This is a genomic window from Tatumella terrea (assembly GCF_039523755.1).
In the GTDB taxonomy this organism is placed as follows: Bacteria; Pseudomonadota; Gammaproteobacteria; order Enterobacterales; family Enterobacteriaceae; genus Tatumella; species Tatumella terrea.
In genome coordinates, this window is sequence record NZ_BAAAFX010000018.1 from 148,648 (window position 1) to 171,853 (window position 23,206).

Here is a 23,206-nt window from a genome sequence, read left to right on the forward strand (position 1 = left end):
TTAGCATTTCCGGTAATTCGATGATCTTGCTGCGTTGAGGCCCGGTCTGTCTCTGCCGTTCGACGGCCGAAAAAGAGGATTAGTCGCCTGACTCTGTAAAATTGGTTACACTCCGTCCCCGATGATTTTTCCGGTGATCCGATGACTGAAATTACTGATACTTTTATTGCCCCGCCATGCCCGGATGAGATTGAGATCCTCTGGCAGGATGAGCAGATGGTGATGATCAATAAACCCGCAGGGTTGCTGAGTCTGTCCGGCAAAAACCCGGAAAACTATGATTCGGTGCATTACCGGCTGGTACAGCAGTTTCCCGGCTGCACGCTGGTACACCGGCTGGATTTCGGGACGTCCGGTATTATGGTGGTGGCACGTAATAAACGTATTAATGCTGCCCTCTGCCGGCAGTTCAGTGAACGTACTGTCAGTAAAAGCTATACGGCACTGCTCTGCGGCCATCTGCCGGAGGATGAAGGCGTGATCACCGCCGCGATTGCAAAAGATCCGGCACGGTTTCCGCGCATGACGCTGTGTGAAGTGCATGGCAAACCTGCCCGTTCCCGTTACCGGGTGACCGGACGATTCACTTATCCACTGTCACCGGAGCAAGGGGTGCCGGTGACCCGTGTCGATCTGTTGCCTGAAACCGGGCGAACACATCAGCTACGCATTCACTGTCAGTCCGCAGGGTATCCTATTCTGGGATGTGATCTGTACGGAGGAAAAGAGCTGCCGGGCACCGAAAATGTCCCGCGAATGATGTTGCACGCCAGTGGCCTGAATATTATTCACCCGGATAATGGCACCCCTCTGCAGATCCACTGCCCTGCGCCCTTCTGACGGCGGAAGCCTGCCCCTGGCAACAAAGCTTCCCGCAGACCCGCCTGCAGCCTGCCTGCAGAGAATCTGTACCGGTCATCAGGGCCTGACGGGCCGCAGTTATTCACGGACCTGACTCAGACCTTTCAGAACAGAAACACCGCCGTCCGGTTCAGACCATCGGTTAACCAGGCCCCAAATCAGGTAGTCAGGCAGTCAGGCAGTCAGGCAGGCAGTCAGGCAGTCAGGCAGTCAGGCAGTCAGGCAGTCAGGCAGTCAGGCAGTCAGGCAGTCAGGCAGTCAGGCAGTCAGGAAAATATCAATCGGTTGCTGCCAGGCAAGCGTGACAGGAGATAGTTTTCCCTGCAGATTTCACCTTGTCAGCGCAGAATAAACGTAATGCCCCTGCCGCGGCGGACAGAGGTGGCATCCTGCGGCGGGTTGTGATTCAGCGCCCCCGGTGCAGCCGCAGAAGGGCAACACCGGGAGATCCGTATCAGACTTTAAGCAGTTTAACGGTGTAATCGATATCGATTTCATCTTCCGAATAGATCAATGTACTTCCCTGGAAGGTGGTGATCGCCAGCTTTTTCAGTGAACGCATTTCACCTGGCTTGATATCAGATTTCGGCCGGATATTACTCAGCAGTGCGCCCACAGAAAGGACATTTTTTTCTTTATCCAACGGAGCATCGGCAGGCACTTCTTCGTTATAAACGACAAAGGAGCGAATCGACGTCAGTTTCACCCGCTCACCGGCAATATAAAGGTACTGGCTTGGCGGCAGCACCTTCACCGCATACGCGGACAGGCCTTTATTATTGGTGGTCGGCTCAAAAGTTACCGACGCATCCTTTTTGATCAAATCAGGATTAGCGACTTTAATCACATGAAAATAGCGGTTATCGCCATTCTCATCTTTGATAAATCCAAAACCTTTATCTTTGAACCATGTTGTGATCGTTCCGTTCATCGCTGTCAGTACCTGCTTAATCTTCTGTCTACTCAGTTTCGTAGCGCGCAGTGTAAAATACAATGCCGCTAATGACCACGTCTTTGGCGTCTGTACTACGAAAATCGGTGGTAAGCGGTGATTTTTAGGGAAAATGCACCGTCAATCAGCATCCTCTTCACCCTGGCTGCATCAAAACAGCTATTAGCCCGCCGGAAAAGTGGCGGATAAATCGGCCCGCCGGGATCTCCCGCAACAGAAGACAGGAGAGCCTGGCTCAGACCATACCTGGTGAGGACAGGCCAGGGATTGCGGAAGTCACCCCCGACGCTTAACAGCTATGCAGACAGTGATTACTCATTGCCCCAGCGATTGAGGAAATCTGCGACATCATCGATTCGCTCTGCGGCGATGCCTGCTTCGCGGGCCATCTCTTGCTGGGCTTGTTCACTGATTTCTTCATTGTCATTCAGACGGGTGATCAGCAACTGAAAATAATGTGCCAGTGCATCACGCTCATTTTCGGCAACAGCTGTTTCGGTCTCTGTCGCGTACTCATCCACGATGTCATAATATTTAAGCGATACGTCGTTATTCATAATCTGTTCCCGGGGTAAGAGTGGATATCGGCGACTGCCTGCAGCCGCTGCTGACGATAATACCATTATTCCTGCTTTTTCTGCCCTGCAGTCAGGGAGTGCGCGAAAAAACCTGCTCCATCTGGTGAAAAAAACACCGTACCGGCGCGGAGATCCGCTGCCAGTCCCCTTTCGTATTGCCTATACCATTGAACCATTGCGCGAATGGATCTTCCGCCAGCACCTGTAACAGAGACTGCACGACGGAGAACATTCAAAGCGTCGCCCTTGATTGCCCGCTGGCTTGCAGGCCAGCCGGGTAAGGATCGCAGCAACATTTTTCATCGTTCATGGGGATACCTCAAACCGGCTCCGGGCGGAGGTCATCCGGGGAACGGTCGTCCTCCTCTCTGGCATCAATGCGCCCCGGCTCTGAAAATGCGCGTAAGCCACGCAGGTGGCTCGCGACAGTTGACCGGGGGCTCAGGCGCGGACTACAGAGTATATCCGATCCCCTCCCGCCGCAGCCGGCTCACAGGGTATCGTCGATATAAGCCTCACTGTTTCCGGTGCTGTCGCTGATACTCATCTGCACCGGAGAACAAAAATACCCATTACCTGTCCCGCCAAACCCCTCGCAATAGATCCCGCTGTTTTTCAGGGCATAAAATCCGTGGTTGGTATTACCGTTCGCGACCGCATGACTCACCGCCATACAGCTGCTGTACTCACAATGGTAGCCATTATTCTGATTATTCTGTGCCGTGGAGTATCCCCCGGTCATCATTCCCCGCTGTCGGGCGTAAAATCCGTTTCCGCTATTATTCTCACTGCGCAGATAGGTGATATCAACCAGACCGCCGTTGTCACTCATCACTCCGTGGGTATTCTGAAAGCACCAGGCCGTATTGGCGCCGATAAACCCGTTATAGGTCGCATAGATCCCGGCCTCAGAGTTGAGAGAAAACGAGGAGGTATACTCCCCCAGAGAATTACATTCGATCGTTCCTCCCCAGGCCAGTACACCGTAACGATTGTTTTGCGCCGTCGTCCCGTGGGCCCAGACAGTGCCGTTTGTCAGAGCATAGAAACCGGCACGTTCATTCCCCCCGGAAACAGCATACTCACACTGCAGGAACCCTCCCGCTTCGGCGCAGAACCCAAACCCCAGCGACTCACTGCTGTGCGAGGTATACCAGGCTTCGGCACAATTTACCTTCAGAGTTGCCGCGTAGGCATGAAACGCCACATCTCCCGCATTACTGACCTTAATCCCGCCCCCGGGCTGGCCGGACTGTGGTACGGTTTCGTTGGAGATAAATGCGCCATCCATGGCACGGATGCCATAATACATTTTGGTAATACTCAGCGCCGCCCCCAGGATCACCGTGCCCCCGCCGGTAGCCCGAATCCCCGCCCCGTAACATTGATCATTCCAGACCCCGGACGCGGTCCATCCCTTCACCCCGGCCAGAGTAAACCCGTTAAGCCAGGAAATTCCGAAACCGTTTTCAAACAAAAAACCGTCTTTATTGGCTGAGTTATCAATATATAACACGCATTTCGAACAATCCTGCTCATTGCCCCGCAAGGTGAGTTTGTCATAATCACGAATACGCGAGACCAGGGGCGCGGTTATCTGGTACTCCCCATCCGCGACCTGGATATTCACCCCCCCGGTGATTATTTTGTCTGCAAACGCATCCAGTGCCGACTGGATATCCGCATAGTCTGCAGGAACGTTTACGGTCAGTTGCTGAGAAATAATAGTGTCTGTCATCGTTAACCCTCCGGGAATCTGTCTCTCCTCAGTGTGGCGGTTTCGCACAGGAAGATTCCACCGGATGCTGTTCTCCGGTCAGCAGCACAACCCGGCGGTTACCCGCTGACGACGGAGGGTGATTTTCCTTATGGCACCCCACCGGCTGAGAACAGAGGAGATCTCAAACCGTGGCATGACTGGCATCGGGTCCGGCCACGGCCTGATGCAGGCCATCGTCCCGGCAAAGGTGAGAGATCCCGGGGAAATACTTTTTCTGTCGGGTACTCAGTTTATGATCTGCATGATACGGGCCGCTTTCGGCCTTCCGGTCAGGGGCGATGACGGTGGATGTTCGGTTTTTTACCGGTCCGCAGTCCGCCGCCACGGGGAGTGGCGGGTCACAGGCCGGAGCGATCCACCCCCGGGGCGGGCAGTCCGTACCCCGCGCAACACGCCAGATTTTCAGCGCGTTTCGCTGGCCCGGCGCGCTGCGGATGCTATGCTGTACGAAGGAGCACCGCAGTGAGGGCGGTCAATAATCCCGGAATAAACAGGAGTGATGATGAAAGTATGGCCCGTACTGACAGGGGTTGCCTTATCGCTGACGCTGGTCGCATGTCAGTCCCCGGTCCCGCCGAAAGGGGTTACGCCAATCGGTAATTTCGACGCCAGCCGCTATCTGGGTAAGTGGTATGAAGTGGCCAGGCTGGATAACCGCTTTGAGCGCGGTCTGCAGCAGGTCACAGCGACCTACGGTCAGCGCAGCGATGGTGGGATCAGTGTGGTGAACCGCGGTTACGATCCGCAATCGAAACGCTGGAAAGCCAGTGAAGGAAAAGCATTTTTCACCGGTGCCCGTGACGTTGCCGCGCTGAAAGTCTCCTTTTTCGGTCCCTTCTACGGTGGTTATAACGTCATTGCCCTTGATGATGACTATCGCTATGCGCTGGTCAGCGGGCCGAACCGCGGCTATCTGTGGCTGTTATCCCGTACCCCTGATATGCCCCGGGAGGTCAGGCAGCGATATATCACGCTGGCACAGGAACTGGGCTTCCCGGTCGACAAGCTGATTAATGTCAGCCAGCCCGCGTCCTGAGATAAAAATGCCCCTGACGGGGCATTTAACAGAGAGATCAGAAATGATAGCTGGCTGACACGGAGATATTACGCGGCTCTCCGTAGACAGTATTACGACCGACATCGATATTATACGTCTTGTCGAACAGGTTATTCAGGTTGGCCTGTACCGACAGGTTGCGGGTCACGCGATAGCGGCTGAACAGATCCACCAGCGCGTAGCTCCCCTGGTCGGCATACAGGTTTGTTGCGCCGTCAGGCCCTGCCACGCTGTCCCAGGTATGGTTCTGCCAGTTGATACCGCCACCCACCGTCAGATCCTGCCACACAGGTAAACGGTAGCTGGTAAACAGTTTAAACGATGTCTGCGGTTGTGTCGGATTCAGTGCGGCTCCGCTGCCATCTTTGGCGATATAGCGGGTAGCACCGAAGGTCATTTGCAGGTTATCCGTCACTGCGCCGTTGACTTCAAATTCTACCCCCCGGCTGACGGTGCCGTTCTGCTCATAATAGGCATAATCATTACTGCCTTTCACCAGCGCATAATCTGTGGCCCCTAAATGATCCTGCTCCATCCGGAACAGAGACAATGTTGCCGTCAGGCGGCTATTGAACCAGTCACCTTTCAGCCCGGTTTCATAACTTTTCCCGGTGACCGGGTTCAGATACGCGCCGTCGGCATTGCGGTAGGTCTGCGGTTTGAAAATAGAGGTGTAACTGGCATAGGCAGAATAGGTGTCATTGATGTCATACACCAGTCCGGCATACGGCGTGATATTATTCTTCACCATATTCTCGGTCATCGTATCCGCCGTATAACGGGTATAACGGGCTCCGAGGATCATATGCAGCGGGTCAGCCAGCGAAATGCGGGTGGCGAGGTAGGCTGACTTCTGGTGGATAGTGTCATCTCCGGCCAGTGTCTGCGGATCCCAGTCCGGCTCCGGATAATTACCCCAGTCATTAAAGTCACCGACGTCTGCTGACGTCAGATTGGTATAGGCACTGTAATAGCGGTTATTTTGCCGGATATACGTCACACCGGTCATCAGTTCGTGCTGACGTCCGAACAGCTCATAGTTGCCGTTCAGCACGGCGCTGGCAGCATTTTCCCTGCGTTTCGCGGTATTGTCTCCGGTGCCGCCCAGCAGGTCATAGCCGGCATACGGCCCGATCCCCAGCCCGGTATTCTTATCGAAATACCCGTCGATATACAGCAGCTTGCTGTCCATGGTCGCTTCGGTATGGCTGCCGTTCAGTGTGAATTGCCAGCCATTGGCAAAGTTGTGCTTCAGACCGGTAAACACCCGTTTCGACTGCACATCATTGTAAGCCCAGTCCGGCGCGATATTGGTACTGCGGGCATAGCTGGTTTTGCTGCCATCCCGATAGAAGGTGGGGAGCCCGCCCCAGGTCGCCCCGTTAACATGGGTTTCTTCGTAGTCATATCCCAGCGACACGGTGGTTGCATCACTCAGATCCGCGTCCACTACACCGTAGAGGAATTTCTTTTAGGTATGATAGTCGTCAAGCCAGCTGCCACTGTGCTGATACCCGGCCACCACCCGCCCGCGAACATTCCCGGACTCACTCAATGGCCCGGAAAGGTCGGCGACATAGCGCTGATTTCCCCAACTGCCGTAACTGGTGTTCAGATCCCCGGTAAAGGTTTTACTGTCAGCCTGTTTGGTGACCATATCCACCGACGCGGCAGGGCTTCCGGCACCGGTCATTAAGCCGGTAGCCCCCCGCACGACATCCACGCGCTGATAAATGGCCGTATCCGACAGGGTATCGCCCAGATTCCAGGATGAATCCACCAGTACCGGAACGCCGTCGACCTGATAGTTATCCACCATAAAGCCACGGGAATAGAAGTTACTGCGGTTAGCCCCGGAATTAGACTCTGAAAGTCCGGTGGTGTTATTCAGTACATCGTTCAGCGTTTCCAGCTGCTGGTCCTTCATCCGCTGCTGAGTGATCACACTGACCGACTGCGGCGTATCGCGGTTGGTCAGTGCCAGGCCGGTCGCGGCCCGGGTCACCGGCACCGCATAATCGGCAGACTTTGGCGTATCCATGGAATTTTCGCTGCCGGTGACCACCAGCGTCGTGGATTGACTGTTGTCGCTGTCGGCAGCCGTACTGACCGGTACCTGTAACGCAGCGGCGATAACAACACTCAGCAGAGACAAAGCCGGCATACGGGTAAGACGACCGGTGCGGGAAACCCGCCTTGCGGAACAACTGCCAGCGAACATTATCATCCTCAAATATATTTTATTATTTCACCCTGCCTGAAAGCCGGAAGCGTACGGGTACCCGAAAGGCGACATCGTAAGGCAGGCCTCTCCCTGTCCGGAGAACCCTGACATCACGCCTTTTCTGAGCGACCTGCAACCCGGAAAAACAGATGCGGAATGTAAAGAGAATGAGAAGTATAATCATTTTAATTAGTGTTGCAATGAAGGGTTCAGGAACTTCCGGTTACAAGCGGTGTCGAAAAAAGGCTTATTTTAGTGGAAATCTCTCTGGTGGCAGGTAAGACGACAGGAAAGGTACACCCCGTACCGGCATTCACGCACTTCCTTTACCCGCCACACCGGACGCTCCGGATCTCCGGGGCACCCTAAAAATCTGCCTTCTCCCGGGTTCTGCCGTGTTTCCCGCCGGAGCCTGCTCTCATCCTCCCCGGGGACCTGGCCTGCAGCTGTATTGGTAATCCCGGGGGAGCCGCGACATTGATCATAACAAGTGAGTTTTTCCGCTCGTCAGTGTCGGAATCTGCCGGCAGTTCATCCCTCTCCCCTCATCCGTCGGTCCGGAAACAGTATCCCTGATAAATATTTCCTCCGATGCCGGTTTTTCAGCCACACTTACTGGATAAGCCCCCCGGTTCAGCAGGATTGCGGCAGACAACACGGTCAGTTAACGCCGGTTCTCCGGCAAAAACAGCAGAGGAAAGGGATGAAAAAAGTCGCAATTATCGGTACCGGTCCGACAGGCATCTACACTCTGCTATCGCTGGTCAACGATCACCCGCCCTGTTCGGTGACTATTTTTGAACAGGCCGCCGAGGCCGGGGTTGGCATGCCCTATCGTCGGGAGGCCAGCTCACCGATTATGCTGGCCAATATCGCCAGTATTGAGATCCCACCGGTCATGACAACCTACATTGCATGGTTGCAGGCACAATGTCCTGAGATGCTGGCAGGCTTTGGTGTGACGGCCGGATCCCTTCATGAACGGCAGTTTTTACCGAGGATCCTGCTGGGTGAATACTTCCGGCAGCAGTTTTTACAGCTGCTACATAAGGGGGAAAGTCAGGGGTTTATCCTGCATGTTCATACCTCCTGCCAGGTCACAGATATTCTGGCAGCCGGGGGCGGGGTCACCGTGACAGCGCAGGGCCGTCCGCAGGCTGAATTATTCGATTTTGTCGTGATTGCCACCGGCCATGTCTGGCCTGCAGAAAATACCCGACCGCATACCTTCTTCCCGAGCCCCTGGTCCGGCCTGATGAAAGCCAGCGTACCGGCCTGTCGTGTGGGGATCCTCGGAACATCGCTCAGTGCGATCGATGCGGCAATGGCTGTGGTGACACAGCACGGTCATTTTTGCGAAAACACTGCCCGGGGCTCACAATTTATTCTGCGTGACAGCAGCCGGTCTTTGCAGATAGTCCTGATGTCGCGTGCCGGCATGCTGCCTGAAGCCGATTTTTATTGCCCTATTCCCTACCAGCCTTTACAACGGGTGACTCCGGAGGCGATTACGGCCCTGATTGCCGACGGAAGTGCCGGATTACTGGACCGGGCGTTCGGGCTGATGGTGCAGGAAATCACCCTCGCTGACCCTCTGTGGAGCCGTCAGACCGGGCTTGCCCGGCTGAACGCCGATAATTTTTGTGATGCCTGGTTTGCGGCACGGCAGCAGCAGGATCCTTTTATCCACGCCAGAAAAAATCTGCAGGATACTCGCCTGAATACCCTGACCAAATATACGGTGCCCTGGCGGTATGTGATCCTGCGTCTGCATGAAGTGATCGCCGGAATAGTCCCTCATCTTGACCCGCGAGACAGTACCCGTTTCGCGTCCGGGCTGGCACGAGTCTTTATTGATAATTATGCGGCCATACCGCCACAATCGCTGCGGCGATTGTTGGCATTACATGATGCCGGTATTCTCACCCTCCTGCCGCTGGGCCAGGATTACCGCGCCCGCAAAGACGGCAATCGTACCGTGATTTTTGCCGGAGGGGCGCGCCATACCTACGATATCTTTATCGATGCGCGTGGGCAAAAACCCCTGAAAACGCGCGATCTGCCGTTTCCCGGTTTACGCAGACAGATGCTGTGCCACGGAGGAGAAATACCGCAGGTGGCCGCCAATTTTACCTTGCTTGAACCTGCAGTTGCCCGCGGGCGTATTGCGTTTGGTGCAATACCTTACCTGATGCATGACAGGCCTTTTATTCAGGGCCTGACGGTAAGTGCGGAAATCGGCGAGACAATTGCTCACGCCCTTGGACATTCTGTCCCGTCGCAGAGCGCGGCAGAACAGCAGACAGATCTGCAACAGGGATACCTCTGAGTATTCCGGTCCCCGCGTGAGTGGCGGATTACACCCCGCGGCGGGAAACAGAAGGGGAAATACTGAGCGCAGGGGCGCTCTCTGCGCTAAGGGAAGTCCATCAGAGAATAAATGATGCCTGCAGGCGCTACGTTATAGCATTGTGGCGCTGACCGGTGACCCGGTGAAGGATGGTGAATGACGGCAGACCTGTTTATCTCCGGCCTGTAATCATTTCCGGGGCATTGCCAGGGGGGAAATACGCTGACCGTAAGGTATTCCCTGGCCGGGTGATCGCTGAGATAACTCATTGAGAGATAAGCATTCAGCACCGCAGCATCGTCGGGAGTATGGCGGGCATGTCACCGCCCCCCTTCCGGAACCGGAGGATTAACCGTTACGGAAAATATAGCGATAAGTATTCAGCGCCGCAGCACCACCAGGAGCATGGGGGCATGTCACCTTCCCCCTTTTGCGACCTGGTGATTAGCCATTACGGAAAATATAGCTATAAGCACTCAGCGCCGGAGCACCGTCGGGAGCATGAAGGGCATGTTACCGCCCCCCTTCCTGAACCGGAGGATTAGCCATTACGGAAAATATAGCGATAAGTATTCAGCGCCGCAGCACCACCAGGAGCATGGGGGCATGTCACCTTCCCCCTTTTGCGACCTGGTGATTAGCCATTACGGAAAATATAGCTATAAGCACTCAGCGCCGGAGCACCGTCGGGAGCATGAAGGGCATGTTACCGCCCCCCTTCCTGAACCGGAGGATTAGCCATTACGGAAAATATAGCTATAAGCACTCAGCGCCGGAGCACCGCCCAGATGGGCATACAGCACTTTGGAACCTTCCGGGAATTCCCCGTTACGGATCATATCGATCATGCCATGCATCGATTTACCTTCGTAGACAGGGTCTGTCAGCACACCTTCGGTGCGGGCACATAAGCGGATCGCTTCAAGCGTCCCTTCGCTGGGTAATCCGTACTCCGGGCCACCATAGCGGGTATCGAGGATAATATCTTCTTCGGTAATTTCGCGATCCAGCTCCACCAGTTTTGCCGTATTTTGGGCAATACGCAGTACCTGGGCGCGGGTTTTCTCCGGCTTTGCAGATGCATCGATGCCGATCACTTTTCGGGACGGCCCATCTTCCGCAAACCCGACCACCATACCGGCATGGGTACTGCCGGTCACCGCACAGACCACGATATAATCGAAGGTAAAGCCCAGCGCTTTCTCCTGCTGACGGACTTCTTCTGCAAAGGCCACAAAGCCTAACCCACCGTAAGGGTGCTCAGAGCAACCGGCCGGGATCGGGAAAGGTTTACCGCCATTCTTTTCGGTTTCATCCATCGCCTGTTTCCAGCTTTCACGGATGCCGATATCGAATCCTGCCGAATCCAGACGTACATCGGCCCCCATAATCCGCGATAACTCAATATTACCGACACGATCATACACAGCGTCAGAATAATTAACCCAGTTTTCCTGAACCAGTACGCATTTCATACCCAGGTGCGCAGCCACGGCAGCGACCTGACGGGTCTGGTTAGACTGGATACCGCCGATAGACACCAGGGTATCACACCCCTGCTCCAGAGCTTCCGGGATTAAATATTCAAGTTTGCGTGTCTTATTGCCGCCGAATGCCAGACCACTGTTACAGTCTTCACGCTTGGCATAAATCTCTACTTTGCCACCCAGCTCAGCACTCAGGCGTTTCATCGGAGTGATCGGGGAAGGTCCGAAAGTTAACGGATAGCGGGCGAATTTTTCAAGATTCATTATTAATCTCCTGGTGTTGGCCTAAGCATTAAAAGTGTGATCAGGGTCGCTGATTTCCTGTCCAACACCTTACAATAACCGGAGATTTTGTAAATTTCGTTTTAATGGTAAAAAATGAAATTAAATTAATACATAAAATTAATTTACGCACTTAAATCATAGACATTCATTATAATGCACAATATTATTAATCACCCTGCACAAATAAACTATCCATCCGCCGCCGGGAAATACCATAAATCCACTATAAATCAATGAGATATATAAAACCCCTGCACCGACCCTGCCCTCTGATGACGACGTCTGACCCGGCCCGTTCGGATGACTGTTTTTACCAGAGTAAAATGTGATGACGGAAAGCCCGGCGATAAGAAAAAAGCATGGGAGTCTCCCGGGCACGGCCGGCAGCCGTTGCCGGGGGACAGCAGAATAAAACGGGGGGTTAGAAAGGACGACAGATCAGAGCGGTATTTGCGTGGTCGAAAAAACTTCCCGTAAACCGATAAAAGAGCGAATTTGCCTGACCCCGGGCAGAAACAGCAGCTGTTCGGCATGTAATTTATTAAAACTCTGATTATCTGCGGTACGGATCAGCATAATGTAATCAAATTCGCCACTGACCATGTGGCATTCCATACAGCCGCGAATATTACGCACGGCGTCTTCGAAATCGTTAAAGGTTTCCGGGGTTGAGCGGTCGAGGACCACGCCTATCATCACCACCAGCCCGGCTTTCAGCGCTTGTGGATTTAGGATAGCCACATGGCGGGTGATAAAGCCGTTCTGCTTTAGCCGTTCTACCCGTCTCAGGCAGGCAGGCGGGCTGAGGTTAATTTTTCCGGCCAGCACGACATTAGACACTGAGCTGTCCTGCTGCAGAATTTTCAGGATGGCAATGTCAAACCTGTCCAGCGATTTGTCATTATCAGGAAGTTCACTCACGTTTATCGGCTCCGTTTATCGGCTCCGGTCATCAGGAGGACAGGGCCGGGTTATCTTATTCATCAATAAGATAAATCACAGTACCGCCGGCTGTCATGGTAATTCTGAGACTGCTGTAACAAAGCCACGCCCCGGGCGGCTCAGCGTGATACCTTGAGGGATGATCCGGTAGCAACGACGGAGACCTGTCCACCGGTGGCTCCCGGAGGACAGGCATGTCTTAGAGGGAGGATTACAGGGTACGGAAACCGTGGGTCCCGTCATTCGCCAGTTGATCCACCAGACCATATTCCCATTCAAGATAGGCACGCATCGTGTCGGCGGGAATATCGGTACCTTCATAGGGGCGCTGATAACGGTCTTTCCGCACGGATAATAATGCAGTTTCTCCGCTCTCCTGTGCCAGGCCGGCGGCTCTCCAGGCCGTGTTACCACCTTCCAGCACCACGACCGGCTTGCCGGTCAGTTGCTGTAGCTGGTCTACCGCGAACCTGGCCAGCAGGCTGCTGCCACAGGTGACAACGTAACGTTCCCCCTCCGGGAGTGCGCCGGCAGCGATCAGTGCCGGGATATCCGCCCGAAGCAACCAGTAAGCCCCGGGAATATGACCTTTCACATAGTTAGCACTGGTCGTGAAATCCAGCACACGGGTCGTTCCCGCGGCCAGCCATTGCGACACGGTTTGCGGATCGGCCTGAGGATGCAGCCCGGCGTCCGGGACCGGGGCAAGCCAGGGACCTGTCTCACGGAATGCGGCAGCCTCTGCCGGGTCAAGCACCGCCACTTCCCAGTTCATCTGTGCCAGCCAGGAGGCGGTGATCTCCGCCCGGGTCAGCAAATCATCGGTCAGTACGATGCGCGCACCGCGCACACTGGCATAGTGATCCGTTTCCTGAACCAGCTGGCCTCCGGGCACATGCCGTGCCCCGGGCAGGTGCCCCGCTTCATATTCTCCGGCACTGCGGACATCAAACAGATAAGTTGTCCGGTCGGTCTGTTGCTGCCAGGTACTGAGCTGCTGCGCAGAAATCCTTTTCACCCCCGCGCGTTCTGCGATCCGGCGGGCCTCGTCTGCCGCGCGCTGCCGGTTCTCTGCCGTCAGCTCTCCGTATTGTTGCGACTGCCCATGCGTCAGCGACTGTCCGGCGAGGGTCCAGCCGATGGTGCCGTTGCGCAACGCAAAGACCGGGTTTACCAGTCCGGCATTGACCAGCGTCTGGGTGCCGATAATGCTGCGCGTACGCCCGGCACAGTTGATAATCACCTGTGTCTGCGCAGAAGGCAGCAGATCACGCACCCGAAGTAACAGTTCTCCCCCGGGCAGACTGGTGCTGCCGGGGATATTCATGGTCTGGTACTCATCAAAACGGCGGACATCAAAAACCTTCACATCCGCCCCGCTTTCCAGCAGATCTGCCACTTCGTCTGCAGATAACGACGGGGTCTGCTGCTGATGTTCCACCAGTTCCCCGAAGGCCTTGGACGGTGAGTTAACATCAATAAAGAGTTCTTCTCCGGCCTCACGCCATCCGTTCAGGCCGTCCTGAAGTAACGCGACATCCCGGTAGCCCAGATGTTGCAGACGTTGCACCGCGGTAGCGGCCAGCCCGTCATTATTGTCATAAACGGTAACCGGCGTGGTACGCCGCGGGATACGGCTATAAACCCCGGTTTCAAGCGTCGAAAGCGGAATATTCACCGCAAACAGCGGATGGCCGGTGGCGTACAACGCTTCTTCCCGGACATCCACCAGCGCCAGTTCTTCTCCCGCCAGTAATGCACGACGAATATCAGCGGCTGTACGTAATACAAAACGAAATTCCTGTCCCATAACTATGACTCCGTCACTGTCGGTTGCGGCTGACTGGCATAGCCGGAAATAAATAGTTTTTCGCTGCCATCCGGCAGATAAATGGCCCGCTCGACCTTACCGATATCGGCACCGTAAACATGAATGCTGACGGAAACGCGGTCCCGGAAGGCATTACTGACCTGATGAATATCCCCTTCGGCCGGAGACAGCGTTTCCACTTCCCCCGGCTGCAGCAGGACTGCCTCTCCGTCCGGGCGCATCCCGTCCGGGCCACGGACAAAAGATTGCGAGTGCTCTGCCCCGCGTAACATGCCGATTAACCCCCAGACCCGGTGATCATGAACCGGGGTCTGCTGACCCGGCCCCCAGACAAAACTGACGACCGAAAAGCGTTGCTGCGGATCCAGATAGAGCAGGTATTGCTGATAATGCTGCGGGTGCGGCTGACGGTAAGAGGGTGGCAGCCAGTCATCCTGACTGACCAGTGTGGCCAGCAGCGGTGCGCTGCGTGCCAGCAGACCGGCTTCATCCGCAGTACCGTGCGCGGTAATCAACGCGGAGAGTTCGCGAATAAAGGTGGTGAGACGCGGATGCGGTAACGGGCTCATGCCGTCCTCCTCAGAGACTGATTCTCTTGCTGTGATGCCGAAGGAGTCAGAATATGGTTCAGTACACTGGCCTCCAGTTCGGCCAGGCGCGGGTGGCCACGACGGCGCGGACGCGGGACATCGATTTCCTGATCCAGAGTGATCCTGCCGTTATCAATCAGGATCACCCTGTCTGCCAGACTGACAGCTTCGCTGACATCGTGGGTCACCAGAACCACCGTAAAACCATGAGTCTGCCAGAGCGATTCGATCAGTGCCTGCATCTCTATCCGGGTCAGGGCATCCAGCGCGCCCAATGGCTCATCCAGCAGCAGGAGCCGCGGGCGGTGGATCAATGCCCGCGCCAGTGCGACACGTTGTTTTTGTCCCCCGGACAGTGCCGAAGGCCACTCATGGGCCCGGTGCGCCAGACCCACGGCATCCAGTGCTTCACTGGCGGCCTGCTGCCACTCTCCTTTCAGCCCCAGCCCCACGTTTTGCAGCACGCTTTTCCAGGGAAGCAGACGTGCTTCCTGAAACATCAGCCGGGTATCCTGTTGCCTCTCCTGCAGTGGCTGTGTCCCGCTCAGCAGCTGGCCACCGTCGGCGGTTTCCAGCCCGGCCAGCAGCCGCAGAAACGTACTTTTACCGCAACCACTCCGGCCGACAACCGCAATAAACTGCCCGCCTGCGGCCTGGAGATCTATCTGGCTCAGAACGGTCCGGCCCGAATAATGTTTACTGATCTTCCGGATATCCAATGGGGTTCCGGCGGAGGTATCAGGTTGTGTCATGTTCATTTCTCCTTAGACTGATAAGCCGGATGCCAGCGTAGCCAGACACGTTCAAGTAATACCGTCAGAACATCGGCGATTTTGCCAAGCAGGGCGTAGAGGATAATGGCCACCACCACCACATCCGTTTGCAGAAATTCACGGGCATTCATCGCCAGATAGCCAATCCCGGAGTCGGCAGAGATGGTTTCGGCGACAATCAGCGTCAGCCACATGACGCCGAGACCGTAGCGCACACCAACCATAATCGAGGGTAAGGCGCCTGGCAGAATGACCTGCCGGAACAGGCTGAAGCCACTGACACCGTAACTGCGTGCCATTTCCACCAGGCCACGATCAATATTACGGATCCCGTGATACGTGTTGAGGTAAATCGGGAACAGCGTACCGAGGGCGACCAGGAATATTTTTGCGGTTTCCCCGATCCCGAACCACAGGATCACCAACGGGATCAGAGCCAGGTGCGGGATATTGCGCAGCATCTGCACCGAAGTATCCAGAAGACGCTCACCAATGCGGGAAAGGCCGGTAATGAATCCCAGCAGCAACCCAATGGAACCCCCTATGGCAAAGCCGGTCAGTGCCCGGAGGGTACTGATCGCCAGATTACTGCCCAGTTCTCCGTCCAGCGTCATGCGCCAGAAGGTCCTGGCAATGGTCACCGGGGCCGGCAAAATACGGACCGACAACCAGCCAGCCTGGGCCGCCAGTTGCCAGACGATAATAATCCCTATCGGCAGAGACCAGGGGACCAGTGCGTTAAGGAAATGGCGCACCGAAAATCGTCGCTGTCTGGTGCTATGTACGGAAGTTCCGGTTGTATCGATCGAAAAAATAGCCATGATGATCCTTCCTTTCAGGGGGTCTGCCCGGCGGGAACGTTAGTTGCCGGCGCAGTCAGAATAAAACGGTGGTCAAACGTGGACGCCACCTGCAACCTTTGTGGCAGTAATCCGCTCTGATGATAAAAATCGGCCGTCTGCTGTTGCTGCTGTACGGTTTTTGCATCAATGGGTTGCCAGACCATATGCCGGCGGCTGAAGGAGAGTTTCACTGCCTCCTGCGGAAAACCGATAATTTTTGACAATGTCTGGCTGTAACTGTCCGGATGCTGATTCGCCCACTGTTGCGCCCTGGCCAGCCGTAACAGAAAATCCTGTAAGGCCTGCCGTTTTTTCGGGTCAGCCAGCGCGGTATCCGTGGCCGCTACAAAGGTATTTCCCGACCAGAGTCCCCTGCCGTTCACCAGTACCCGCATATGATCCTGCGTTTCGGCAAACGCCGTGTAAGGCTCCCAGGTCGCCCAGACATCCACATCCCCCTGACTCAGGGCCAGTTTGGCATCCGAAGGGGTCAGGAAACGGAACGTCACGTCCGACGGTTTCAGCCCGGCGCTGGCCAGCGCTTTCAGCGCGACGAAATGGCCAATAGATCCCCGGTTGGTAGCGATGGTTTTTCCTTTCAGATCCGCCGCGCTATGGAGCGGGCTGCCGGCATTGACCAGCAAAGCCGTGCCATACGCATCCGATTTCGCTACCGCAATGGCTTTGACCCGGGCTCCCCCTGCTTCGGCAAACAGCAGAGGTGCGTCCCCGATGATCCCTGCATCCACAGCGCCGGCATTCAGAGCCTCTGCCAGCGGGGCTGCCGCCGGGAATTCTGACCACTGAATACGGTAGGACAAATGGGTTAACTCTCCGGCAGCGTCCAGAACGGCCCGCATTCCGCCTTTCTGGTCGGCTATCTGTAATGTCAGTCCGGAAGCCTGAGCCAGGCCACTGCTCAGGCTCAACAGCAGTAATACAGAAGTGATCCGTTTCATGGCTGCTCCCTGAGCGGCGTCGTCAGCGGGGTGGCTGCCACACGGTTTGCGCCTCCCGCCAGGCTATAATCAAAGGCATTCGTGACATTTACCGCGTCCGGCAGTACATGCTGCTGATGGAAGACGTCCGCGGAATGCTGTAACGCCTGCCGGATAGCCGGGTTAAAGACCACCGGCGAGATCCGTGCACTGGCCACCCAGGCCCGGGTAACATTGACCGGCATCTGCAGGCTATCGGCCAGGGCCGTGGCAAACTGTTGCGGATGTTGTTGCGCCCATCGCTGTGCCAGCGCCAGACGGGTGAGTAAATCAGCAATCGCGCTGCGTTTGTTGCTGTTGATCGCGTCATCCCGTGCCAGCACAAACGAATACCCGCTCATGATCCCCTGACCGCCACCGCCGGGCACCCGCAGTGCATGGTCAAGGAGGATGGCAGACGACAGATAAGGTTCCCAGGGGGCCCAGGCATCGACCGACCCGGAGGCCAGTGCTGCCCGGCCATCCGTGGGGCTGAGAAAGCGCAGGGAGACGTCCGAAGGCGTCAGGCCTGCCCGTTTCAGCAACCCGAGCACCAGATATTGCCCCCAGCCGCCACGGTTAACAGCAATGCGTTTACCTTTTAACCCGGCCAGCGAATGGATGCCTGCCCCGGGCCGTGTCAGTAACGCGATGCTGTCCGGATTATTTTGCCAGGCACCGACCGCTTTCACCGGTGCTCCTGCGGCAAAGACATAAAGGAACGGCAGATCGCCGGTGAAACCCACATCCAGCGCCCCGGCGTTAAGCGCTTCCTGCACCGGCGCCCCGGAATCAAAGGTACTGAATTTCAGCTGGTAAGGCAGATTATCAAGCTCACCCGAGGCTTTCAGGGCCACCAGCCGATCGCCTTTAACATCGCCGACCCGTAAAGTGACCGGTTCAGCGGCATGCAGCAGGGGTGAGATCAGTGCCAGCATCACTACTGCCAGCGACGTACGACGGATCATCAGGCACTCCTTGCCAGTGTCTTTTCTGCAGCCACTTTTTCACGGGTCAGCGGGATCAGCGACTCGCCATACTCACGGGCATCATTCAGCGGATCAAAGCCGCGGATCAGCACGTTTTTAATCCCGAGCCGGTAATAGTCCAGTAAGGCATCGGAGACCTGGTCTGCGGTTCCCACCAGCGCGGTAGAGTTATACCCGCCACTGACCAGACCGGCGATCCCCGTCCACAGATGGTTATCCAGCCATTCCCCCTGTTTTGCGGCATCCATCAGTCGCTGCGCACCAACACTTTGTGGCTTAGGTAATCCGAAATGGTGCCCGGATTCAGCCAGTTGCTGTTTCGCGGTATGGTAGATATGCGCGGCTTTTTCACGCGCTTCGGCTTCGGTGGCGCCAATAATCGGACGGAATGAAATACTGAAGCCAATATCACGCTGATGACGGGCGGCACTGGCCCGGACGGCGGCAACGGTCTGTGCCGCACCGGCCAGAGGCTCGCCCCATAATGCGAACACATCCGCATGTTTCCCCGCCACCTCAATGGCCTCCGCTGAGGAGCCCCCGAACCAGACCGGCAAATGTCCGTGAACAGGCTTGATTGCGGAAACGGCAGATTCGGCCTGATAAAAGCGGCCCTGATGATCATAAGGCTGTTCAGAGGTGAGGCTACGGTTAACCACCCCGAGGAACTCATCGGTGCGGGCATAACGTTCGGCTTTAGTCAGATAATCGCCGTCACGGCGTTGTTCAGCATCGCTGCCGCCACTGATGATATGCACGGCCAGCCGGCCCTTCAGCAGATGATCCAGAGTCGCCAGTTTACGTGCGGCCAGCGTCGGGGAAACAAACCCCGGCCGGTGGGCCAGCAGAAGATGAATACGTGATGTCGCAACGCCCGCCAGGGCAGCGACCAGAAAGCCGTCCGGTTGATCGGACCAGTAACCCACCAGGATCCGGTCAAATCCCGCCTGTTCATGGGTTTGTGCAAATCGGGTGATATAGTCGTTATCAAAAACCGGGCCCTGCGCCGGAATGATTTCCGAGGCCAGCCGGTGACCGATCATACCTGAAAACTGAATACTCATGAGTCCCCCTCTTCATGATGCCGGTATTTCACCGGTCTGAGAGGGCATGGTATTCATTGCGTAATCATGAGTGAAATTAATTTTTCAGCTAAGCTAATATACAAAATGCGCATAATAAGGCCGGTATGCAGAACCGGCCTGCCGGATGCCGGGGGAGTAGTGGCGGTCCGGCTTACGCAGCGAAATAGCTCTGTATGCCTCCGGCGATAGCTTTAGCAATCTTCATTCTGAATTGTGGTGTCCCCAGCAGATGCTCTTCCTGCGGATTGGTAATGAATGAGGTTTCAATCAGGGCCGACGGGATGGAAGGTGACTTCAGTACCACAAACGCGGCCTGCTCCGGATGATAGCTGTGCATATTATGAACGGTACGGATATGGCCTATCATATGCCGGCACAGATCCAGACTGCTTTTGATGGTCTGATTCTGAACCAGGTCAAAAAACACCCGCTGTAACTGGGCATCTTTGGTCTGAACATTGATATCCGCATAATCATCTGCCGCATTTTCACGCTGCGAGAGATAGCGGGCCATAGTGCTGCTGGCCCCCCGGGTCGATAACGCATAGACCGAGGCACCATGGGCTTGCGGGCTGGTAAAGCCATCGGCGTGGATGGATAAAAACATATCGGCATTATGGGCATGTGCAATCTTCACCCGCTGATAGAGCGGGATGAAATGATCGTCTTCCCGGGTCAGGCGCACTTCAATATGCTGATGATGTTCAAACAGCGCCTGCAGGTTATGGGCTATCTCCAGCACGACATGCTTCTCTTCTTCACCCCGCTCTCCGATGGCGCCGGGATCTTTACCACCGTGGCCGGGGTCGATCATCACCAGCTTACGGGTACGTGAGACGGCCGGTGTGATTGCCGGGGTCGCCACCTCCGGCGTCGATACCGGTTCGGTGCTGCGCGCTTGCAAGGGAATAAACGTCAGATTGGCAAATTCTTCTTTCGCCAGCGCCGGCAGACAAAACGCCAGGCCGGTGAGTAAAAAATGGCGTCGTGCCAGAGTACACTTCTTCATTGTGTTTATCAGGATCCTGAAACGGGAGCGGGTAAACAAGGGTAAGCGCGCAGTATATCGATGATTCAGATGAATTTTTCGCTGTTTGTTTTGCAAAATACGTCAGAAAGATCGCTGATAACGCGGGACGTGGCCCGGACCGGGCCAGAAACCCGGCCCCCGCCCGTTCAACGGCGGCTGTGGTGAAAGACTCCCTGCTCCGGCCCCGCGACCTTGCCGGGGGGAAATGACTGCCCGCCGCTCAGCCATCAACGGCAGCCGGCAGAGTACCAGGCCTGCCACGGCAAGCCCGGCCAGTTCATCGTCCGGCGGGACCAGGTGGCAATATCTTGTTATATCTTTCGGGATTCACTGACAAAGCTAAATCAGGCGCTAACCGGCCTGCACAGATCCGTGTCAACTGCCCGGTAGCGTTGCCCGGGAAAACAGAGGCCCGGAGACAGGCAGGAAAAGTCAGACATAAACTAAGGTGAAAGCCGCGCCGGGTCTTTGTCTGATAAACCGTTTGCACGCTGACGGTAAGCGGAGACGCTTCTTCATAAACCGGCACGGCAAAACACCAGGGCTTATCTGTATCTGTGATTCCGGGCTGGCCGGCTATCCGGAGGACGGACAGTACCGGCCTTGAGGTTGCTGAGCATGGCCGGTCAGCGGGCCGTCACCCGCCAGACGGCATTCCCTACATCATCGGCAATAATTAATGCCCCTTCTTTGTCCTGCATTAATCCCACCGGGGCACCGTACAGCTTTTTCTGGTCATCCGAATAAAAGCCGGTCACTACCGGTTCCGGTTTGCCGACGGGTTGTCCCTGACGGAAAGCCACATACGAAACCTGATATCCGCTAAGCGGTGAGCGGTCCCAGCTACCATGTTCACTGATAAATGCCCCGCCATGATATTTTTGCGGCAGCGACTGACCGGTATAAAACCACAGACCCAGCGGTGCCACGTGTGAACCGAGAGCGTAGTCCGGCTTAATCGCCTTTGCCACCCAATCCGGACGTTGTGGTTTAACACGCGGGTCAATATGCTGACCGTAATAACTATAAGGCCAGCCATAAAAGCCACCCTGCTGTACCCGGGTCAGGTAGTCCGGCACCAGATCAGCGCCGATTTCATCCCGTTCGTTAGCTATCACCCAAAGTTCGCCACTTTCAGGCTGCCATTGCAGGCCGGTCGGATTACGTATGCCGCTGGCAAAGATACGGCTGGCCCCGGTATCGGTAAAGACCTCCAGAATATCCGCACGCCGGTATTCGGCTTCCATACCGTTTTCGGTAATATTGCTGTCCGAACCTACCCCCACATACAGACGTTTGCCGTCCGGACTGGCCAGCAGAGACTTAGTCCAGTGATGATTTATCCTGTCCGGTAAATCTGCCAGTTCCGTGCCAGGGTCGGTAATTTCGGTGGCCCCGGTCTGATAGGGATAACGCATGATATTACCTGCATTGGCGACATACAGTGTATTACCGATCAGCTGTACCCCGAACGGGGAGTTGAGATGCTGCAGGAACAGGTGCTTTTCCCAGCCATGCGCAGTCTGCCGTAACAGCGTGATCCGGTTACCGCCCTTCGCCCCTTTCCCGGACTGATTTTTGACCAGACTGGCTATCAGCTGTTTCGGCGTCGTAACGGCTTCTGTGCCCGGACTGTTGCTTTCCACCACCAGAATATCGTTATCCGGCAATACGTAAATCTGTCGCGGATGTTGCAGTCCGTCGGCGATCTTTTCTATCTTCAGCCCGTCAGCGACCCGGGGTGTAGCGCCTTCGCGCCATCCGGTCGCTTGCGGAACCTGCATCGGTGGCAGCAGAAAATGCTGCGCCGCCGGTAAATGAGGATCTGCACCCGATTGCTGTTCCGGTGTCAGCTTAGCCTGCTGATCACAGCCACTCAGTGCCAGGGCTAGCAGTAAACTCAGGGGAGTCAGTCGCAGTATCTTATTCACAGCACACCTCCGGTCTGGCGATGGGTACGTACACTAATGACCAGAGAAGCTAACGCCAGACATACCACCGTGATCACCGATAGCACCACATTTTGCGGCACAATACCGTAGGCATCGCTGCTATGGACAAAAGCATTAAAGATAGCGGCGATAATCGCCAACAGATTCAGCCAGAAGTTTAGCCTGATTGACCCGAAGGCCGGACGGTGCGGACCGGTCCAGACCTGAACCAGGTTAATCAGGCGCGGAATAATGGCAAATAACAGCCCGAGGGTTATCAGCCAGCTGGCACTTTTTTGCCACAATACCTGACCGCTGAACAAGGTAGTGATATCAAAAATAAGTGCACCCACAAAAAATCCGTAAGGTATCGGGTTAAGCAACTCATAAACACTTTTTGCCAGGACGGATCCGGGCCGTTCTGCAGATCGGTTCATCGGCACATCCTTTCAGGATAAATAATAATTTTAATCACCTTGCCTGCCCGTTCCCGGGGAGATGCTCTCCTGCATTGCCGGCGACCCGCCTTCCCTGCTCTGTAAGCATAGCGGAAGCCGTCAAAATGTTAATTTTTTAACCGAAATGTTAACGGAGATCACAATTAAGAGACTATACCCGCCCTGAACTTCAACATGCCCGGTT

18 protein-coding genes and 1 pseudogene are annotated in these 23,206 nt (G+C 55.6%); 3 read left to right on the top strand and 16 right to left on the bottom strand.

Going from position 1 to position 23,206, the window contains the following annotated elements:
* Positions 1-141 precede the first annotated feature (141 nt).
* Positions 142-840, top strand: coding sequence for an RluA family pseudouridine synthase (locus ABD035_RS13955; RefSeq protein ID WP_343870809.1), 699 nt, complete (start codon positions 142-144; stop codon positions 838-840).
* A gap of 475 nt (positions 841-1,315) precedes the next feature.
* Here the strand turns inward: ABD035_RS13955 and ABD035_RS13960 are convergent, their stop codons facing one another.
* The 3 genes from ABD035_RS13960 to ABD035_RS13970 all read right to left on the bottom strand — a co-directional run bounded on the left by ABD035_RS13960 (position 1,316) and on the right by ABD035_RS13970 (position 4,129).
* A complete protein-coding gene (locus ABD035_RS13960) occupies positions 1,316-1,792 on the bottom strand; it encodes a cold-shock protein (RefSeq protein ID WP_343870810.1) in 477 nt (158 codons plus the stop codon).
* Positions 1,793-2,124: 332 nt separating this feature from the next.
* Positions 2,125-2,370, bottom strand: coding sequence for a DUF2543 family protein (locus ABD035_RS13965; RefSeq protein ID WP_343870811.1), 246 nt, complete (start codon positions 2,368-2,370; stop codon positions 2,125-2,127).
* Between the two features lie 511 nt (positions 2,371-2,881).
* Positions 2,882-4,129: a hypothetical protein gene (locus ABD035_RS13970; protein ID WP_343870812.1), complete on the bottom strand. Its 1,248-nt coding sequence runs from the start codon at positions 4,127-4,129 to the stop codon at positions 2,882-2,884.
* A 544-nt stretch (positions 4,130-4,673) separates the two neighbouring features.
* Here ABD035_RS13970 and blc point away from each other — a divergent pair.
* A complete protein-coding gene (blc, locus tag ABD035_RS13975) occupies positions 4,674-5,207 on the top strand; it encodes an outer membrane lipoprotein Blc (protein ID WP_343870813.1) in 534 nt (177 codons plus the stop codon).
* 37 nt (positions 5,208-5,244) lie between these two features.
* On the opposite strand, the pseudogene fhuE reads toward blc, so the two are convergent.
* A pseudogene (fhuE, locus tag ABD035_RS13980) lies at positions 5,245-7,392 on the bottom strand (ferric-rhodotorulic acid/ferric-coprogen receptor FhuE).
* Positions 7,393-8,155: 763 nt separating this feature from the next.
* On the opposite strand from fhuE, the gene ABD035_RS13985 reads away from it, so the two are divergent.
* On the top strand, positions 8,156-9,781 hold the full coding sequence (locus ABD035_RS13985) for an FAD-NAD(P)-binding protein (RefSeq protein WP_343870814.1): 1,626 nt from the start codon (positions 8,156-8,158) through the stop codon (positions 9,779-9,781).
* 755 nt (positions 9,782-10,536) lie between these two features.
* Here ABD035_RS13985 and ABD035_RS13990 read toward each other — a convergent pair.
* The 12 genes from ABD035_RS13990 to ABD035_RS14045 form a co-directional block, all read right to left on the bottom strand.
* Complete coding sequence (locus tag ABD035_RS13990) at positions 10,537-11,553, bottom strand: 1-aminocyclopropane-1-carboxylate deaminase (RefSeq protein WP_025903503.1); 1,017 nt, start codon at positions 11,551-11,553, stop codon at positions 10,537-10,539.
* Between the two features lie 459 nt (positions 11,554-12,012).
* Positions 12,013-12,495: an Lrp/AsnC family transcriptional regulator gene (locus tag ABD035_RS13995; protein WP_025903504.1), complete on the bottom strand. Its 483-nt coding sequence runs from the start codon at positions 12,493-12,495 to the stop codon at positions 12,013-12,015.
* Between the two features lie 232 nt (positions 12,496-12,727).
* Positions 12,728-14,326 (bottom strand): rhodanese homology domain-containing protein, encoded by a 1,599-nt coding sequence (locus ABD035_RS14000; RefSeq protein WP_343870816.1) that lies wholly within the window; start codon positions 14,324-14,326, stop codon positions 12,728-12,730.
* 2 nt (positions 14,327-14,328) lie between these two features.
* On the bottom strand, positions 14,329-14,916 hold the full coding sequence (locus ABD035_RS14005; RefSeq protein ID WP_343870818.1) for a cysteine dioxygenase family protein: 588 nt from the start codon (positions 14,914-14,916) through the stop codon (positions 14,329-14,331).
* A complete protein-coding gene (gene ssuB, locus ABD035_RS14010) occupies positions 14,913-15,689 on the bottom strand; it encodes an aliphatic sulfonates ABC transporter ATP-binding protein (RefSeq protein WP_212712731.1) in 777 nt (258 codons plus the stop codon). Before ssuB ends, ABD035_RS14005 begins: the two co-directional genes overlap by 4 nt.
* Before the next feature lie 2 nt (positions 15,690-15,691).
* Complete coding sequence (gene ssuC, locus ABD035_RS14015) at positions 15,692-16,531, bottom strand: aliphatic sulfonate ABC transporter permease SsuC (RefSeq protein ID WP_343870820.1); 840 nt, start codon at positions 16,529-16,531, stop codon at positions 15,692-15,694.
* Between the two features lie 14 nt (positions 16,532-16,545).
* The gene (locus tag ABD035_RS14020; RefSeq protein ID WP_343870821.1) at positions 16,546-17,511 is read right to left on the bottom strand and encodes an ABC transporter substrate-binding protein; all 966 of its coding nucleotides are present in this window, start codon (positions 17,509-17,511) and stop codon (positions 16,546-16,548) included.
* Positions 17,508-18,497, bottom strand: coding sequence for an ABC transporter substrate-binding protein (locus tag ABD035_RS14025; RefSeq protein WP_343870822.1), 990 nt, complete (start codon positions 18,495-18,497; stop codon positions 17,508-17,510). Before ABD035_RS14025 ends, ABD035_RS14020 begins: the two co-directional genes overlap by 4 nt.
* Positions 18,497-19,582, bottom strand: a complete 1,086-nt coding sequence (locus tag ABD035_RS14030; RefSeq protein ID WP_343870823.1) for an LLM class flavin-dependent oxidoreductase — start codon at positions 19,580-19,582, stop codon at positions 18,497-18,499. The genes ABD035_RS14025 and ABD035_RS14030 overlap by 1 nt, the downstream gene beginning before the upstream one ends.
* A gap of 172 nt (positions 19,583-19,754) precedes the next feature.
* Positions 19,755-20,612, bottom strand: a complete 858-nt coding sequence (locus tag ABD035_RS14035) for an N-acetylmuramoyl-L-alanine amidase (protein ID WP_343870824.1) — start codon at positions 20,610-20,612, stop codon at positions 19,755-19,757.
* A gap of 647 nt (positions 20,613-21,259) precedes the next feature.
* Complete coding sequence (locus ABD035_RS14040) at positions 21,260-22,564, bottom strand: PQQ-dependent sugar dehydrogenase (protein ID WP_343870825.1); 1,305 nt, start codon at positions 22,562-22,564, stop codon at positions 21,260-21,262.
* On the bottom strand, positions 22,561-23,001 hold the full coding sequence (locus tag ABD035_RS14045) for a DUF2231 domain-containing protein (RefSeq protein WP_343870826.1): 441 nt from the start codon (positions 22,999-23,001) through the stop codon (positions 22,561-22,563). The genes ABD035_RS14040 and ABD035_RS14045 overlap by 4 nt, the downstream gene beginning before the upstream one ends.
* Between the last annotated feature and the right edge of the window lie 205 nt (positions 23,002-23,206).